Origin of the sequence: Ralstonia sp. NFACC01 (assembly GCF_900115545.1) — a bacterium.
Lineage (GTDB): Bacteria > Pseudomonadota > Gammaproteobacteria > Burkholderiales > Burkholderiaceae > Ralstonia > Ralstonia mojiangensis.
This window is the reverse complement of the sequence record NZ_FOWV01000001.1, coordinates 445,479-460,959: the sequence shown is the minus strand read 5'-3', so window position 1 is coordinate 460,959 and position 15,481 is coordinate 445,479. Positions and strand designations below refer to the sequence as shown.

The 15,481-nt window shown below is 62.8% G+C and carries 12 protein-coding genes; 2 read left to right on the top strand and 10 right to left on the bottom strand.

Features of this window, described 5'->3' with window-relative positions; translation table 11 throughout:
* Window positions 1-46: 46 nt before the first annotated feature.
* Window positions 47-1,933, bottom strand: a complete 1,887-nt coding sequence (ftsH, locus tag BM136_RS02145) for an ATP-dependent zinc metalloprotease FtsH (protein WP_092969891.1) — start codon at window positions 1,931-1,933, stop codon at window positions 47-49.
* A gap of 130 nt (window positions 1,934-2,063) precedes the next feature.
* Window positions 2,064-2,729: an RlmE family RNA methyltransferase gene (locus tag BM136_RS02140; RefSeq protein ID WP_092970705.1), complete on the bottom strand. Its 666-nt coding sequence runs from the start codon at window positions 2,727-2,729 to the stop codon at window positions 2,064-2,066.
* Window positions 2,730-2,837: 108 nt separating this feature from the next.
* Here BM136_RS02140 and BM136_RS02135 point away from each other — a divergent pair, with 108 nt between their 5' ends.
* Window positions 2,838-3,338, top strand: a complete 501-nt coding sequence (locus tag BM136_RS02135; protein ID WP_092969889.1) for a YhbY family RNA-binding protein — start codon at window positions 2,838-2,840, stop codon at window positions 3,336-3,338.
* A gap of 66 nt (window positions 3,339-3,404) precedes the next feature.
* Here BM136_RS02135 and BM136_RS02130 read toward each other — a convergent pair whose 3' ends face one another.
* The 8 genes from BM136_RS02130 to gloB all read right to left on the bottom strand — a co-directional run bounded on the left by BM136_RS02130 (window position 3,405) and on the right by gloB (window position 14,573).
* Window positions 3,405-3,863, bottom strand: a complete 459-nt coding sequence (locus BM136_RS02130; RefSeq protein WP_092969887.1) for a DUF4149 domain-containing protein — start codon at window positions 3,861-3,863, stop codon at window positions 3,405-3,407.
* A gap of 20 nt (window positions 3,864-3,883) precedes the next feature.
* Window positions 3,884-4,360 carry a transcription elongation factor GreA gene (greA, locus tag BM136_RS02125; RefSeq protein ID WP_024975432.1) on the bottom strand — a complete coding sequence of 159 codons (477 nt, stop codon included), beginning with the start codon at window positions 4,358-4,360 and terminating at the stop codon, window positions 3,884-3,886.
* A gap of 195 nt (window positions 4,361-4,555) precedes the next feature.
* Window positions 4,556-7,801 (bottom strand): carbamoyl-phosphate synthase large subunit, encoded by a 3,246-nt coding sequence (carB, locus tag BM136_RS02120; protein WP_092969885.1) that lies wholly within the window; start codon window positions 7,799-7,801, stop codon window positions 4,556-4,558.
* 16 nt (window positions 7,802-7,817) lie between these two features.
* Complete coding sequence (gene leuE / locus BM136_RS02115) at window positions 7,818-8,492, bottom strand: leucine efflux protein LeuE (protein WP_092969883.1); 675 nt, start codon at window positions 8,490-8,492, stop codon at window positions 7,818-7,820.
* Between the two features lie 21 nt (window positions 8,493-8,513).
* Window positions 8,514-9,650, bottom strand: coding sequence for a glutamine-hydrolyzing carbamoyl-phosphate synthase small subunit (carA, locus tag BM136_RS02110; protein ID WP_092969881.1), 1,137 nt, complete (start codon window positions 9,648-9,650; stop codon window positions 8,514-8,516).
* Window positions 9,651-9,997: 347 nt separating this feature from the next.
* Window positions 9,998-11,899 (bottom strand): propionate--CoA ligase, encoded by a 1,902-nt coding sequence (prpE, locus tag BM136_RS02105; protein WP_092969879.1) that lies wholly within the window; start codon window positions 11,897-11,899, stop codon window positions 9,998-10,000.
* 145 nt (window positions 11,900-12,044) lie between these two features.
* Window positions 12,045-13,595: a transglycosylase SLT domain-containing protein gene (locus tag BM136_RS02100; RefSeq protein ID WP_092969877.1), complete on the bottom strand. Its 1,551-nt coding sequence runs from the start codon at window positions 13,593-13,595 to the stop codon at window positions 12,045-12,047.
* Window positions 13,596-13,733: 138 nt separating this feature from the next.
* Entirely contained in the window at window positions 13,734-14,573 is an 840-nt protein-coding gene (gene gloB / locus BM136_RS02095) for a hydroxyacylglutathione hydrolase (protein WP_092969875.1), read from the bottom strand.
* Between gloB and BM136_RS02090 the strand changes: the two genes are divergently transcribed.
* Window positions 14,572-15,477, top strand: a complete 906-nt coding sequence (locus BM136_RS02090) for a class I SAM-dependent methyltransferase (protein WP_175537058.1) — start codon at window positions 14,572-14,574, stop codon at window positions 15,475-15,477. The two genes, gloB and BM136_RS02090, sit on opposite strands and share 2 nt — an antisense overlap.
* Window positions 15,478-15,481 lie beyond the last annotated feature (4 nt).

Sequence of the window (15,481 nt, the reverse complement as noted above, 5' to 3'; positions counted from 1 at the left end):
CGGCTCTTCTGCGTCGCTGCCAGAGCGACAAATCAACGCGTCATCATCAGGCCGTGGCAGGCACGTTGCCCGGGGTCACACCCGCCGGCGTCCCACCACCCGGCGGGGTGCTGCCACCACCAGTCGAGCCGTAGCGCGGCGGGCGCGGCGGCTTGCCGTCCATGATGTCGTTGACCTGATCGGCGTCGATGGTTTCCCACTCGAGCAGCGCGGCGGTCATGGCTTCAACCTTCTCGCGATTCGCTTCCAACAGCCCCTTGGCCAGGGCGTATTGTTCATCCACGATACGGCGAATTTCCGAATCCACCTTCTGCTGCGTCGCTTCGGACACCGTCTTCGATGCCATGCGGCCGAAGAAGCCATCCTGTTCCGTATCAACGTAGACCATGGTGCCGAGCGCGTCGCTCATGCCATAGCGCGTCACCATATCGCGGGCCATCTTGGTGGCGCGCTCGAAGTCGTTGGAGGCACCGGTACTCATCGCGCCCAGGAACACCTCTTCTGCAGCACGGCCACCGAACAAAATCGCGACCTCTTCGAGCATCGTGTCCTTGTAGGCGTAGTGCTTGTCGTGCTCAGGCAGCTGCCAAGTCAGACCGCCCGCCCAACCGCGCGGCATGATCGTGACCTTGTGCACCGGATCAGCCTTCGGCAGCAGCTTGGCCACCACCGCATGACCCGACTCGTGGTACGCCGTAGCGCGGCGTTCCTCTTCGCGGATCACGGCCGACTTGCGCTCCGGACCCATGTAGATCTTGTCCTTAGCGTCTTCGAAGTCCTGCATGTCGACCACGCGCTTGTTACGGCGCGCAGCAAACAGCGCAGCTTCGTTAACCAGGTTGGCCAGATCAGCGCCAGAGAAGCCCGGCGTGCCACGTGCCAGCACCGATGCATCAACGTCGTTGCCGATCGGCACCTTGCGCATGTGCACCTTGAGAATCTGCTCGCGGCCGCGGATGTCGGGCAGCCCAACGTAAACCTGACGATCGAAACGGCCCGGGCGCAACAGCGCCTTGTCGAGCACGTCGGCACGGTTGGTTGCGGCGATCACGATGACGCCCGAGTTGGCCTCGAAACCGTCCATCTCGACCAGCATTTGGTTCAGCGTCTGCTCGCGCTCGTCGTTGCCGCCGCCCATGCCGGCGCCGCGGTGGCGACCGACCGCATCGATTTCATCGATGAACACGATGCAGGGTGCCTGCTTCTTGGCGTTTTCGAACATGTCGCGCACGCGGGCCGCGCCCACGCCAACGAACATTTCAACGAAGTCCGAACCGGAGATGCTGAAGAACGGCACCTTGGCTTCGCCAGCAATGGCGCGAGCCAGCAGCGTCTTACCAGTACCAGGAGGGCCCACCAGCAGTACGCCGCGCGGGATGCGGCCGCCTAGCTTTTGGAACTTCTGCGGGTCTTTCAGGAAGTCGACCAGCTCAACGACTTCCTCCTTCGACTCGTCACAGCCTGCCACGTCAGCAAACGTGACGCTATTGTTGTTCTCGTCAATCAACCGCGCCCGAGACTTCCCGAACGAGAAGGCACCGCCTTTCCCGCCGCCCTGCATCTGCCGCATCATGTAGAACCAGAACACGATGATCAGCAACGTCGGGCCGAGGTAGTAAAGCGCGGTGAGAAGCACACCTTGCTCTTCTTCCGCCTTGCCGGTCACCTGTACGCCGTACTTCATCAGGTCGCCCACCATCCAGATGTCGCCGGGCGAGATGATGGAATATTTGTTGCCCTCGTTGGGCGTGACCAACAAAGTACGGCCCTGGACCTCCACGCGCTTGACCTTGCCGGCCTTCGCGTCGTCCATGAATTGCGAGTACGTCACACCCTCTTGGGCGCGCGGCTTGTCGAACTGCTTGAAGACGGTGAACAGCACCAAGGCAATCACCAGCCAGATGGCCGCCTTCTGAAACCAGTTGTTATTCAAGGCGAGACTCCTTTAGAAATGCCTTGACGGGATGCTTGGCATTGTAATGCACGGACACCGCCGCGGGTTGATTGCCCGCAAGACCGACAGACCGCCGCGCCAGCCGGGGGCCCTTCCTGAGTATCGTCCGTCAGCCGGGATGCTTGAACTGGCGGCCCAACAAGAATGTTTCGGACGATTTGTCGCGGGAGGCTTTAGGCTTGCGTGGCGCCACGATCTTGAAATGGCGCTTGAACATCTCGACGATCTGACTATAGCCGCTGCCGTGAAAACATTTGATCAGCAGCGCGCCCTCAGGTTTCAGGTGCGCCATGGCAAATTCCACAGCCAGCTCGGCGATGTGCTCCATGCGCGCGGCGTCCGCCGACGCCACACCTGAGAGATTGGGGGCCATATCGGACAAAACAAGGTCCACTTTGCCCCCGCCCGTGGCTTCCAGCACGATTTCTTCGAGTTGATGGAAAACGTCGTCCTCGCGGAAGTCGCCCTGGATGAAGGTGACGTCGGCGATGGCTTCCATCGGCAGGATGTCGATGGCGACGATTGCCCCATCGATACGGCCGTCCTTGGCGCGTGGCGAGGCGGCCAGCTTGTTGCGCACGTACTGGCTCCAGCTGCCCGGCGCGGCGCCCAGGTCAACGATGACCTGACCCGGCTTGATCAGCTTGTCCTGCTCGTCGATCTCTTTGAGTTTGTAGGCCGCACGTGCACGATAGCCTTCGCGCTGCGCCAACTTTACGTACGGATCGTTGATATGGTCGTGCAGCCACGACTGGTTGAACTTGTTCTTTGCCATCGAATTGGTTGCAATTTCGCCCGAACGTAGCGCCAAACATGGCGGCCGGGACTGGTTTTGGCGGATAATACGCGCCGTTTGTCTCTTTGCGTGATCCCGCCCTTATTTATGCCCGCCCTTATCCTCACCCCTGCCCAACGATCGGAACTGCGCTCCGAAGCGCACGCGTTGAACCCGGTCGTCATCATCGGTGCGGAGGGCCTGACCAAGGCCGTTCTGGCCGAAATCGACCGCTCACTGGCGGCCCACGGGCTGATCAAGATTCGCGTCTTCGGCGATGACCGCGAAGCACGGATCGAACTCTATGACACCATTTGCGCCCGCCTGCAGGCCGCGCCGGTGCAACACATCGGCAAGCTGCTGGTCATCTGGCGCGAGGGCCCGGCGTACCTGAAGGAAAACCAGCCGCGAGACCTCAAACCGTCGCGCAAGACTACCGTTGGCGCCGGTCCGCGCTCGGTCACCGTGCGCAAGCCGAACCCGAACAGCGCACGCCGCCCGAAGCCGGTCCGTCTGAGCGTGCTCGGCAACGAGCGCGTCACGGCCGGTGGCAACGTCAAGCGCGCCAAGCCGCGTCAAACCAGCCAGAAAAAGAAAGCGCTGTCCTGATCCAATTCGGGGCTGCACAAAAAACGACCGGCTTTTCAGCCGGTCTTTTTTTTGGCCTCAGGTGGCTTACCGAACGCCAGCCGCCTTCCAGATCAGCGCAACCCCCAGGAGGCTCTGCACCAAATAGAACACGCTCGATACGCCGTGCAGCATGCCGAACTGTGCACGGTACGGAGAATTTCCCACCGCCACGCCAAGCGCATCGGCCTGTTCGCGCAGCGAAGCCATGAACGGCTGCAGGCCGAAATAGCCCACCAGCACACACAGCAGCATCGCCAGCACAAGCCAACGCAGCCGCCGGTAACCGACCTCACCGCGACGCACCAGCGCCGTGGCAGCCAGCAGCAGCAAACACCCCGCCGCCAGGCCGATCCACGCTTGCGCATGAAACAACCGGCCTGCAATCGAGCCGGCCAGCTGGCGATCGTCCAGCATCGCAAACAGCGTCGGAGCGACGATGTAGCCGATAGTCCAGAGCGAACCGCACCATACCGTGGCAAGCAACTGGAAGATGCGCTGCGGCATGGCGGTTGTCTCGGATCGAGTTAAAGGTATTTGACAGCCAGGACTTCGTACTCGCGTTCGCCGCCCGGGGCGACCACGGTGGCGACGTCGCCTTCGAACTTGCCGATCAACGCACGAGCGATCGGCGAGCTGATCGAGATCTTGCCGGTTTCCAGATCGGCTTCGTCATCACCAACGATCTGGTACGTGACGGGCTTGCCCGAATCCAGATCTTCCAGGTCAATGGTTGCGCCGAAAACGATGCGACCGTCGGCATCCAGCGAAGCCGGATCGATGATCTGCGCGGCGGACAGCTTGCCTTCGATTTCCTGGATGCGGCCTTCGATGAAGCCCTGGCGCTCCTTGGCAGCATCATAGTCGGCGTTTTCGGACAAATCGCCCTGGGCACGTGCCTCGGCGATGGCGTTGACGACGGCCGGACGCTCCTTGGTCTTCAGACGTTGGAGTTCGTCTTTCAGCATCTCGGCACCGCGCTTGGTAATCGGAATGGTGCTCATCGTAAGTATTTCGGAATCACAAAAAAATCAGCCGCTGCGAAGCGGGAGGGCGCGTAGCGCACACCCGCCTGACGGCGGCTGTCGTTGTTTTGACACGGACGCTCTAGTTTAGGCGAAGCGTCCGGAGGCGGCAACTGCCCCTCTCCGGGCGACTCGCCGCGACGCTATGCCGCGTCGCGGGCCCTGACGATGGGCTTACAGGGTGGCGTGCAGACCCTGCAGATCGTACACATCCAGGTGTTGCATATGCTTCAGGCCCTCCACCGCAGCGCGAGCGCCGGCGATGGTCGTGTAGTACGTCACGCGTTGGGCCAACGCTGCCTGGCGGATGGAACGCGAGTCGGCAATCGCGGCACGCGTCTCGTCGACGGTCGTGAAGACGAGTGCGATCTCGCTGTTCTTGATCATGTCGACAATGTGCGGGCGGCCATCCTTCACCTTGTTCACCACGCGCACGGGAATGCCGGCAGCTTCAATCGCCGAAGCCGTACCACGCGTCGCCACGATCGGGTAGCCCAGCGTATGCAGCGCACGGGCCACTTCCACGGCTTGCGGCTTGTCGCTGTCCTTGACCGTCATCAGCACAGTCCCCTTCTCGGGCAGGCGCGAACCAGCAGCGAGCTGGCTCTTGAAGAGCGCCTCGCCGAAGGTCTTGCCAACGCCCATCACTTCGCCAGTGGAGCGCATTTCCGGTCCAAGCACCGGGTCGACGCCCGGGAACTTGTTGAACGGGAACACGGCTTCCTTGACGCTGTAGTACGCCGGCACGATTTCCTTTTCGATGCCTTGCGAATCCAACGACTGACCTGCCATGCAGCGAGCCGCAACCTTGGCCAACGAGACACCAGTCGCCTTCGAAACGTACGGCACCGTACGCGAAGCACGTGGGTTCACTTCGAGCACGTAGACGATGTCTTCGCCGCCCTTCTGCTGGATGGCGAACTGCACGTTCATCAGACCAACCACGTTCAGCGCCTTCGCCATCGCGGCGGTCTGGCGCTTGAGTTCATCCACGGTGGCCTGCGACAGCGAATACGGCGGCAGCGAGCAAGCCGAGTCACCCGAGTGCACGCCGGCCTGCTCGATGTGCTCCATCACGCCGCCGATGAACACACGCTTGCCGTCAGACAGGCAATCCACGTCGCATTCGATGGCGTCGTTCAGGAAGCGATCGAGCAGCACGGGGCTGTCATTCGACACCTTCACGGCTTCACGCATATAGCGCTCGAGGTCGCGCGGCTCATGCACGATTTCCATCGCACGGCCGCCGAGCACGTACGACGGGCGCACCACCAGGGGGTAGCCGATTTCTTCGGCCAGCTTGAGCGCCTCATCTTCTGCGCGTGCGGTGCGGTTGGGCGGCTGGCGCAGGCCCAGCTCGTGCAGCAGCTTCTGGAAGCGCTCACGGTCTTCGGCCGCATCGATCATGTCCGGCGACGTGCCGATGATGGGCACGCCGTTGGCTTCCAGGTCGAGCGCGAGCTTCAGCGGGGTCTGGCCGCCGTATTGCACGATCACGCCGACCGGCTTCTCCTTGTCCACGATCTCGAGCACGTCTTCCAGCGTCACCGGCTCGAAGTACAGGCGATCGGAGGTGTCGTAATCGGTCGAAACGGTTTCCGGGTTGCAGTTGACCATGATGGTCTCGTACCCGTCTTCGCGCAGCGCCAGCGCAGCGTGCACGCAGCAGTAGTCGAACTCGATGCCTTGGCCGATCCGGTTCGGGCCACCACCCAGAACCATGATCTTCTTGTTGCTGGTCGGCTCGGCTTCGCACTCGCCGTGCTCAGCCTCATAGGTCGAGTACAGATACGCGGTGTTGGTGGCGAATTCGGCAGCGCAGGTGTCCACGCGCTTGTAGACCGGACGGACCTTCTCGGCGATACGCTTCTCACGCACGGCCTTGGAAGTCGTCTTCATCAGCTTGGCAAGGCGGCGGTCGGAGAAGCCCTTCTGCTTGAGCAGACGCAGCTCGGCAGCCGACAGGCTATCCAGTGTGCGAGCCTTGACCAGCGCTTCGGTCTTGACGATGTCTTCGATCTGCGCGAGGAACCAGGGGTCAACGGCGGTCTCGGAGTAGACCTCGTCGATCGACAGGCCCAGGCGGAATGCATCGCCCAGATACCAGATGCGGTCCGGACCGGCTTCGCCGATCTCTTCGATGATCTCGTCGCGGTCGGTGGACTTTTCGTCCAGGCCATCTACGCCGACTTCCAGGCCGCGCAGCGCCTTCTGGAACGATTCCTGGAAGGTACGGCCCATGGCCATCACCTCACCGACCGACTTCATCTGCGTGGTCAGGTGGCTGTCGGCCTGCGGGAATTTTTCGAACGCGAAACGCGGCACCTTGGTGACCACGTAGTCGATCGACGGCTCGAACGACGCCGGGGTCGCGCCACCAGTGATTTCGTTCTTCAGCTCGTCCAGCGTGTAACCGACGGCCAGCTTGGCAGCAACCTTGGCGATCGGGAAACCGGTGGCCTTCGAAGCCAGTGCCGACGAACGCGACACACGCGGGTTCATCTCGATGACGATCATGCGACCGTCCTTCGGATTGATCGAGAACTGCACGTTCGAACCACCCGTATCCACACCAATCTCGCGCAGCACAGCCAGCGAGGCGTTACGCAGGATCTGGTATTCCTTGTCGGTCAGCGTCTGTGCCGGGGCCACGGTGATGGAGTCACCGGTGTGGATGCCCATCGGGTCCAGGTTTTCGATCGAGCAGACGATGATGCAGTTGTCGGCCTTGTCGCGCACGACTTCCATCTCGTATTCCTTCCAGCCGAGCAGCGACTCTTCGATCAGCAGCTCGTTGGTCGGCGAGAGGTCGAGACCGCGCTTGCAGATCTCTTCGAATTCTTCGCGGTTGTAGGCGATGCCGCCGCCCGTGCCGCCCAGCGTGAACGACGGACGGATCACGATCGGGTAGCCGCTCGTGCCGGTTTCCTTGGCGATTTGCGACTGCACGGCCACGGCTTCGTCCATCGAATGCGCAATGCCCGACTTGGCCGAGCCCAGACCGATCTTGGTCATCGCGTCTTTGAACTTCTGACGGTCTTCGGCCTTGTCGATCGCCTCGGGCGATGCGCCGATCAGCTCGACGTTGTACTTCTTCAGCACGCCATGGCGATGCAGGTCCAGCGCGCAGTTCAGCGCGGTCTGGCCGCCCATGGTCGGCAGGATCGCATCCGGACGCTCCTTGGCGATGATGCGCTCGACCACTTCCCACGTGATCGGCTCGATGTAGGTCACATCGGCCGTGTTCGGGTCGGTCATGATCGTGGCCGGGTTGCTGTTGACCAGGACCACCTTGAAGCCTTCTTCGCGGAGCGCCTTGCAAGCCTGCGCGCCGGAGTAATCGAATTCACACGCCTGGCCGATGATGATCGGACCCGCGCCGATGATCAGGATGGTTTTGATATCTGTACGTTTTGGCATAACCCGCTCGATTCGATTAATTCAGTGTGGCCGTCGCCAGCTTGGCGGAGAAGCCGATAAACATGGCGCCGACGCCGCTGCTCATACCGGCAGACAAACGTCGTCGCGCGCGGAACTCCGCGGCCAGCCGCGCGCCCACGAAGATGATGGTGGTCAGGTACAGGAAGCTGCAGATCTGGCAGACCAGCCCCAGCACGACGAACGACACCACCGGCAGCGCATAGTGCGGGTCGACGAACTGGATGAAGAACGAGATGAAGAACAGGATCGCCTTCGGGTTCAGCAGGCTGATGATCAGCGCCTTCTTGAACGGGTGCGATTCATCGGCCGGCGCCGCGTCTTGTGCGACGGATTCGCCGGCCTTGCGCGCGCGCCAATTGCGTACCGCGCCACGCAGCATCTGCAGACCGATCCACGCCAGGTAGGCCGCACCGATGTACTTCACGACGTAGAACAGCGCCGGACTCGCCTTCAACAGCGAAGCCACGCCTGCTGCCGACAACACCATCAGGATGGCATCGCCCAGAAACACGCCGCACGCGCCCTGGTAGCCCGTGCGCACACCGCGGCGGGCGGCCACCGACAGCACGTACATCGAGTTCGGCCCCGGCAGCAGCACGATGAAGATCGTGCCGAGCAGGAAAGTCCAGAACTCGGTGATGCCGAAGTGGGCGAGCATGAAGGCGTTCATGACGATGCGATCTCGTTTGCTTTACTGCTTCGCTGCGTCCATTGCCGCGGTGAAGCGGTCAAACAGATACGCGATGTCGTGCGGACCGGGCGACGCTTCCGGGTGGCCCTGGAAGCAGAACGCCGGGCGGTCGGTCAGCTCGAAGCCCTGCAGCGTGCCGTCGAACAGCGAGACGTGCGTCACGCGCGCGTTGGCCGGCAGCGATTCCGGGTCCACAGCAAAACCGTGGTTCTGCGAGGTGATGACCACACGGCCATCCTGCAGATCCTTGACCGGGTGGTTGGCACCGTGGTGACCGGTTTTCATCTTCAGCGTCTTGGCGCCTACGGCCAGGCCCATGATCTGGTGACCTAGGCAGATGCCGAACGTCGGCAGGCGACGCTCCAGGAATTCCTTGGCGGCAGCGATAGCGTAGTCGCAGGGTTCCGGATCGCCGGGGCCGTTGGAGAGGAATACGCCGTCCGGGTTATGCGCCAGCACCTCGGCCGCGCTGGTTTGTGCCGGCACCACCGTCACGCGGCAGCCACGCTCGGCCAGCATGCGCAGGATGTTGAACTTGACGCCGAAGTCATACGCGACCACGTGGTACTTCGGGGCTTCCTGCTTGCCGTAGCCTCGGCCCAGCGCCCATTCGGTCTGGGTCCACTCGTACGGTTCGGTCACGGATACGACCTTCGCCAGGTCCATGCCCGACAGGCCGGGGAACGAGCGCGCCAGGTCGATGGCTTTCTGCACGTTGTCTTCGCCGGCGAGGATGCAACCGTTCTGAGCGCCCTTCTCGCGCAGGATTCGGGTCAGCTTGCGGGTATCGATTCCGGCGATGGCAACGACCTTCTCACCCTTGAGGTAATGCGAGAGCGAGTGCTCCTTGCGGAAGTTGGACGCGAGGATCGGCAGATCCTTGATGATGAGGCCGGCGGCATGGACTTTCGTAGCTTCGACGTCCTCACGGTTCACGCCAACGTTGCCGATATGCGGATACGTGAGCGTGACGATCTGGCGCGAGTAGCTCGGATCGGTAAGGATTTCCTGATAGCCGGTGATGGCGGTGTTGAACACCACTTCGCCGATCGTATGACCGGCCGCACCGATGGAATAGCCACGAAAGACCGTGCCGTCTGCAAGCGCGAGGATGGCGGGCGGGAAAGACGGCAACACGGGTAGCTCCTGCTGGATTCACCCTGTGCCGACCTGATCACCTTATCGCCAAAGCGGAATTCCGGCTGAGCGGAATCCGGGCCGTTTGCGCGCCGAAAATCGGAACTGGGACAGAACTCACCAGAAATCACCGAGAAACGAGGCAGACGGGGCGGGAGGCGGGAGGTAGGAAGCGGTTGGCGCTAGGGTGATGGGTTTCTGAACTCAAACCTGACGATTATACCCTGGCGCCGCAAAAAACTCAATGAAAGGAAGGACTTAACGGCGTGTGCCACCTCGCGTTGTGACGCTCTTCCATCCCGGCGAACCCAACCTCAAGCTAGCGAGAGCATCACTTTTCTGCCGCCCTACTCACCTCGCATAGCAGCCTGCACCTGAGCCAGTGCCGTCGGGTCTTCGATCGTGGTCAGATCGCCCGGGTCACGCCCTTCCGCTACGGCCTGCATCGCGCGGCGCAGCAGTTTTCCGGAACGCGTCTTGGGCAGCGCCCCGACAAAGAACACCCGCGAAGGCCGCGCCACAGCACCGAGTTGCGCCTCGACCGTGCGCATCAACTCGCCTTCCAGGGCCAAGCGCCCTGCCGCCTCGGTAATGCGCGAGGCGTCACGCACGATGGCAAACCCCATCGCAACCTGTCCCTTGAGTTGATCAGCCACGCCCACCACCGCCACCTCGGCGATGGCCGGATGTGACGACAGACTCTCTTCGATCTCGCGCGTGCCGAGGCGATGCCCCGCCACGTTGATCACATCGTCGGTGCGGCCGAGGATGGTCACGTAGCCCTCTTCGTCGCGCACGCCCCAGTCGAAGCTCGAATAGATGTGCCGCCCAGGAAACGCCGACCAGTAGGTCTTCAGAAAGCGAGCATCGTCGCCCCAGACGGTGGTCATGCAGCCCGGCGGCAGCGGCGCGGCGACGGCGAGGAGCCCTTTCTCCCCCGGGGCGCATGGCTGCCCCGTAGCCTCGTCCAGGATGTCGAGCTTGTAGCCATAGACCGGAAAGCCCGGCGAGCCGAGCTTTTGCATGGAAGGCTCGACCCCTTGCGGAATGGCCAACATCGGCCAGCCAGTTTCGGTCTGCCAGTAGTTGTCGACGATGGGCTTGTGCAGGGCCTCGCCGATCCAGCTGGCAGTGGGCTCGTCCAGCGGCTCGCCGGCAAGAAACAGGCGGCGCAGACTCGACAGGTCATGTCCCTGCAGCAGCGCTGGATCCTGCTTCTTCAGCACGCGAATGGCGGTCGGCGCGGTGAACATCACATTCACGCGGTATTGCTCGACGATGCGCCACCAGACCGCGCCGTCAGGGCGGATTGGCGTGCCTTCGTACATGACCGTCGTCAGGCCCGCCAGCAGCGGCGCATAAACGATGTAGCTGTGGCCGACCACCCAGCCGACATCCGATGCAGTGAACATCGTGTCGCCGGGCTGCGCGCCAAAAATGAGCGGCATCGACGCCGCCAGTGCCACCGCATAGCCGCCGGTATCGCGCTGGACGCCTTTCGGTTTGCCAGTCGTACCCGAGGTGTAGAGGATGTACGAGGGCTCGCTCGACTCCATCCATTCGCATGGCACATCGGCATTCGCGTGCTCTGCCGCGAGCGTTGCGTAATCAACATCGCGCGGGTTGTGCTGCATGGGCGCGAGTTTGCGATTGACGAGCAGCACGCGCTCAGGCTTGTGCGCCGCCAGGTCAATCGCCGCGTCAAGCAACGGCTTGTATTCGACCACCTTGCCCGCTCGCGAGCCCGCATCCGCACTCACGATCACACGCGGCGTAGCGTCGTCAATGCGCGTAGCGAGGCTGTTGGATGCGAAACCGCCGAACACCACCGAGTGGATCGCGCCGATGCGTGCACAGGCCAGCATGGCGAACGCGGCCTCGGGAATCATCGGCAGGTAAATCAGCACGCGATCGCCGCGCCTGACACCCAGCGCCTGCAGACTCGCCGCCATGCGGTTGACCTCGCGATGGAGCTGGCGATATGTGTAGGTGGTCTCCAGGCCGGTTTCGGTGGAGACGTACACCAGCGCCGCTTGCTCACCGCGCGTGGCGAGATGCCGATCGACGGCGTTGTGGCAGAGGTTGGTGCGCCCGCCCACGAACCACTTTGCGAACGGCAAGCGCGAATCGTCGAGGACTGCCGAATACGGCGTTTGCCACTCGATGCGCTGGGCCTGCTCACCCCAAAAGCCTGTGGGATCGTCAATGGAGCGCTGATACAGCGCGCGATATGCGGCGGACATGGGCATGACGTTGTCTCCTGGCCATCGTGTGCGATGGCTCAATCTTGATTGTGCTTGGATACACTTACTTTGCGGTCGCCAACTTACGCAGGTCTTACCGCCGCCCCAAAACAAAACGGCGCCCCGCAGGACGCCGTTTTTCTTGCCAGCCTCAGCGCTTCTTGCGCTTGGCCGAACTGGATGAAGTTGCCACCGGTTTAGCCTTGACCACCGGCTTGCCGGCCACCTTCGCAGTTGGCACGCGCGTGGTTGCCGCTGTGGCGCGCGCCGTCGTGGCCGACACGCGCATCACGCGCACATGCCCACCACGGCTGCCACCGCGCGCTTGCGGCAGCATCAGCACGACACTGTGCCCCTTGGGGATGGCATCGCCGGGGAGCTGGTTCCACGCACGAATCTGGGCAACGGACACGCCGTAGCGCCGCGACAGACCCGCAACCGTGTCACGCTTGCCCGCGCGCACCACCACCTTTCTGAGATCCGGCATGTCGGGTTCGACTGCCATGGTGGCGTTCTCGGCCAACTCGGGGCTGATGTCGGGTGCGTTTTCCTGGGCGCCGTCGGCGCGCGGCACCACCACGGTGGAGCCGGCCTTCAAACGCATGCCCTTCGGAATGCGATTGATCTCGCGAATGGTGTCGGGGTCAACCTTCAGCCGCGCCGCCAACGCCTCCACACGCTCGCGATTGCCGACCGTCACGGCCGTCCAGCTCGAAAGACCGCCGCGGTATGTGTTCAGGTTGTATTGGAACGTTTCTGCGTTGTCGTACGGCAGAAGAATCTGTGGGTTCGACGCGCCCAGGATCACCGGCCGGTTAAACGATGGGTTCAGCGCCTTGAACTCATCCATCGGCAGATTCGCCAGCTTGGCCGCCAGCGTCACATCAATATCACGTGACGTTGTGACGGTGACGAAGTACGGATGGTTGGGAATCTCCGGCAGCGTGACGCCGTAGCGCTCCGGGTTAGCAATGATGTTCTTCACCGCTTGGAGCTTGGGCACATACATGCGCGTCTCGGCGGGCATGTTCAGGTTGACGTAATCCGTCGACAGGCCAGCTGCCTGATTACGCGCAATCGCCCGCGCAACCGCACCTTCGCCCCAGTTGTAGGCGGCCAGCGCGAGTTGCCAGTCGCCAAACTGATCGTGCAGCTTGGAAAGATAGTCAAGCGCAGCATCGGTCGAGGCAAGCACATCGCGACGCTCGTCCTGGAAGACATTCTGCTTGAGGTTGTACGTTCTGCCGGTGCTCGGGATGAACTGCCACATTCCGGCGGCCTTGGCGCTCGACACAGCCTGTGGGTTGAACGCGCTTTCCACGAACGGCAGCAGGGCCAGCTCGGTGGGCATATTGCGCCGCTCCAGCTCTTCAACGATGTGATACAGGTAGCGGTTGGAGCGATCCACCATGCGGCGGAAAGCGTCTGGGCGCTGCGCATACCAGTCGGTACGATCGTCCACAGCCGAGCTTTGCAGGTCGGGCATGGAGAAACCTTGGCGAATGCGCGCCCAGAGATCCTTGGCCGGCCCTTTCAGGGATGCCACGGGCTGCTGATCGACATTGACGACCGGCGCAGGGGCTTGGCCGGTGGCGGTGGAAGCGCTGGTGCTGGCTGTGTCGGCGTTCGGCCCGGGGGCCGTTGCACAGGCCGCAAGGAGCAGACTGAGCACAGTTGCCGCAAGAAGTCGCACGGATCGCATCAAGTTCTGTGAGGTTAGGGCTAAAAATTGCCCCAGATAGTAAGAAACGCATCCGACCGCGTCAACCCGCGTTCACCCGGCGTCGCGCCTGCTGGATGCATCACATGTGGCCGCGGCATCGCCGCGCGCCCAGCATTCTCAACGGAAATCGTTCTTCCACTGACGCAACGCGGCGAAGACTGCCACCGGATCATCCGCGTCGATACCGGCATGGCGTGCCACGGCCTGCGTCACATTGACGTCGTCCGATCGCATGAAGGGATTGGTCGCGCGCTCATGGCCAACGGTAGTGGGTACAGTCGAGCGGCCCTCGGCCCGCAACGCCGTTACCTCATCCTCCCAGGCCGCCAAGTCGGCGTTGCCAGGTTCGACTGCACGCGCAAAGCGCACATTCGATGCAGTGTATTCATGCGCGCAGTAGACACGCGTATCGGGCGCCAGCGCCGCCAGCTTGGCCAGCGACGCGCGCATCTGCGCAGGCGTACCCTCAAAAAGCCGGCCGCAACCGGTGGCGAAGAGTGTATCGCCACAAAACAAGCTCGCCGATGCGGCATTACCCTGAAGGTGCCCCACATAGGCGACGTGGCCGCTGGTATGACCCGGCACATCGATCACCCGAAATGTGGCGGCCGGCTGCAAAAGCGTGACGACATCGCCTTCACGCACCGCCTGCGTGCGGCACGGGATCGCTTCACCTGCTGGGCCGATGACCTGCAATGGCGCACCTTCGGGATTTTCCGGATACGCCGCGAGCAGTTCGCGCACGCCGCCGACGTGATCGCCATGATGATGTGTGATTACAATGGCACCGAGCGCGAGCCCGCGTTCCTTCAGGAAGCGCAGCACCGGTTGCGCGTCGCCCGGGTCGACGACAGCAGCCACACGGCCATCGTGTAGTGCCCAAATATAATTGTCGGTAAACGCAGCGATCGCCTCCACCTCAAGCGCTACACCACGCGGCACACCACCCTGGACCATGTCCGACTCCTCTAACGATCGTCGCATTATAGATTGGCACCACTGGCTCGCTTCGCCGCCCGGGCAATATGTCCTGCGCTGGGAACAGGCGCAGTTCGATCGCACGGTGGCCGACATGTTCGGCTATCACGCGCTGCAGCTCGGCCACCCTGGTTTTGGGGCACTGCGCGAGAACCGCATCCCGCTGATCGCGCGTGTGGTGGATGACATTGACCCGACTGCCCCCACCGAAACGCTCGACCCGATGGACGGCGACCCCGCCGAATCCGCCGACGCGGCTGACACAGAGCCCGACGCCAGCACGCCCCAGCGCCAGGCCACACCGCGCGTCATCTGCCGCTATGACGAACTGCCCTTCGCTTCGCAGAGCATCGACCTCGTCGCGCTGCCCCACGTGCTCGAGTTCACGGATGATCCGCATGAAGTGCTGCGCGAGGTGGCGCGCGTGCTGATGCCCGAGGGGCGCCTGGTCATCACCGGCTTCAACCCGCTGAGCCTTTGGGGTATGCGCCAAGGCATGCGGCGCCTGGGCACGGAATCGTTTCTGCCGGCTCAGAGCCAGATGATTGCGTTCACGCGACTGAAAGACTGGCTCAAGCTGCTCGGATTTGATATCGTGCGCGGCCGTTTCGGCTGCTACTGCCCGCCCAATCGTTCAGACAAATGGCTGCAGCGCACCGCCTTCATGGAAAAGGCCGGCGACCGCTGGTGGCCGATCTTCGGCGCGGTCTACATGCTGCAGGCCGTCAAGCGCGTGCGCACCATGCGTCTGGTCGGCCCGGCATGGAAGACACGCAAATCGCCGGCGCTGGTGCCGGCCGGTACGCCGGTCGCAACACCTTCGGGCTCGCATTCGACCAAGGCGCCATCGGTCACGGCGCGAGACGGCAAATCGGGCGCCTGAGCGC

Coding starts and splice junctions, on each gene's coding strand:
- BM136_RS02140 (WP_092970705.1), bottom strand. CDS start 2,729: ATGGCAAAGAACAAGTTCAACCAGTCGTGGCTGCACGACCATATCAAC.
- BM136_RS02135 (WP_092969889.1), top strand. CDS start 2,838: ATGCCCGCCCTTATCCTCACCCCTGCCCAACGATCGGAACTGCGCTCC.
- BM136_RS02130 (WP_092969887.1), bottom strand. CDS start 3,863: ATGCCGCAGCGCATCTTCCAGTTGCTTGCCACGGTATGGTGCGGTTCG.
- greA (WP_024975432.1), bottom strand. CDS start 4,360: ATGAGCACCATTCCGATTACCAAGCGCGGTGCCGAGATGCTGAAAGAC.
- carB (WP_092969885.1), bottom strand. CDS start 7,801: ATGCCAAAACGTACAGATATCAAAACCATCCTGATCATCGGCGCGGGT.
- leuE (WP_092969883.1), bottom strand. CDS start 8,492: ATGAACGCCTTCATGCTCGCCCACTTCGGCATCACCGAGTTCTGGACT.
- prpE (WP_092969879.1), bottom strand. CDS start 11,899: ATGCCCATGTCCGCCGCATATCGCGCGCTGTATCAGCGCTCCATTGAC.
- BM136_RS02100 (WP_092969877.1), bottom strand. CDS start 13,595: ATGCGATCCGTGCGACTTCTTGCGGCAACTGTGCTCAGTCTGCTCCTT.
- BM136_RS02090 (WP_175537058.1), top strand. CDS start 14,572: ATGTCCGACTCCTCTAACGATCGTCGCATTATAGATTGGCACCACTGG.
- gloB (WP_092969875.1), bottom strand. CDS start 14,573: ATGGTCCAGGGTGGTGTGCCGCGTGGTGTAGCGCTTGAGGTGGAGGCG.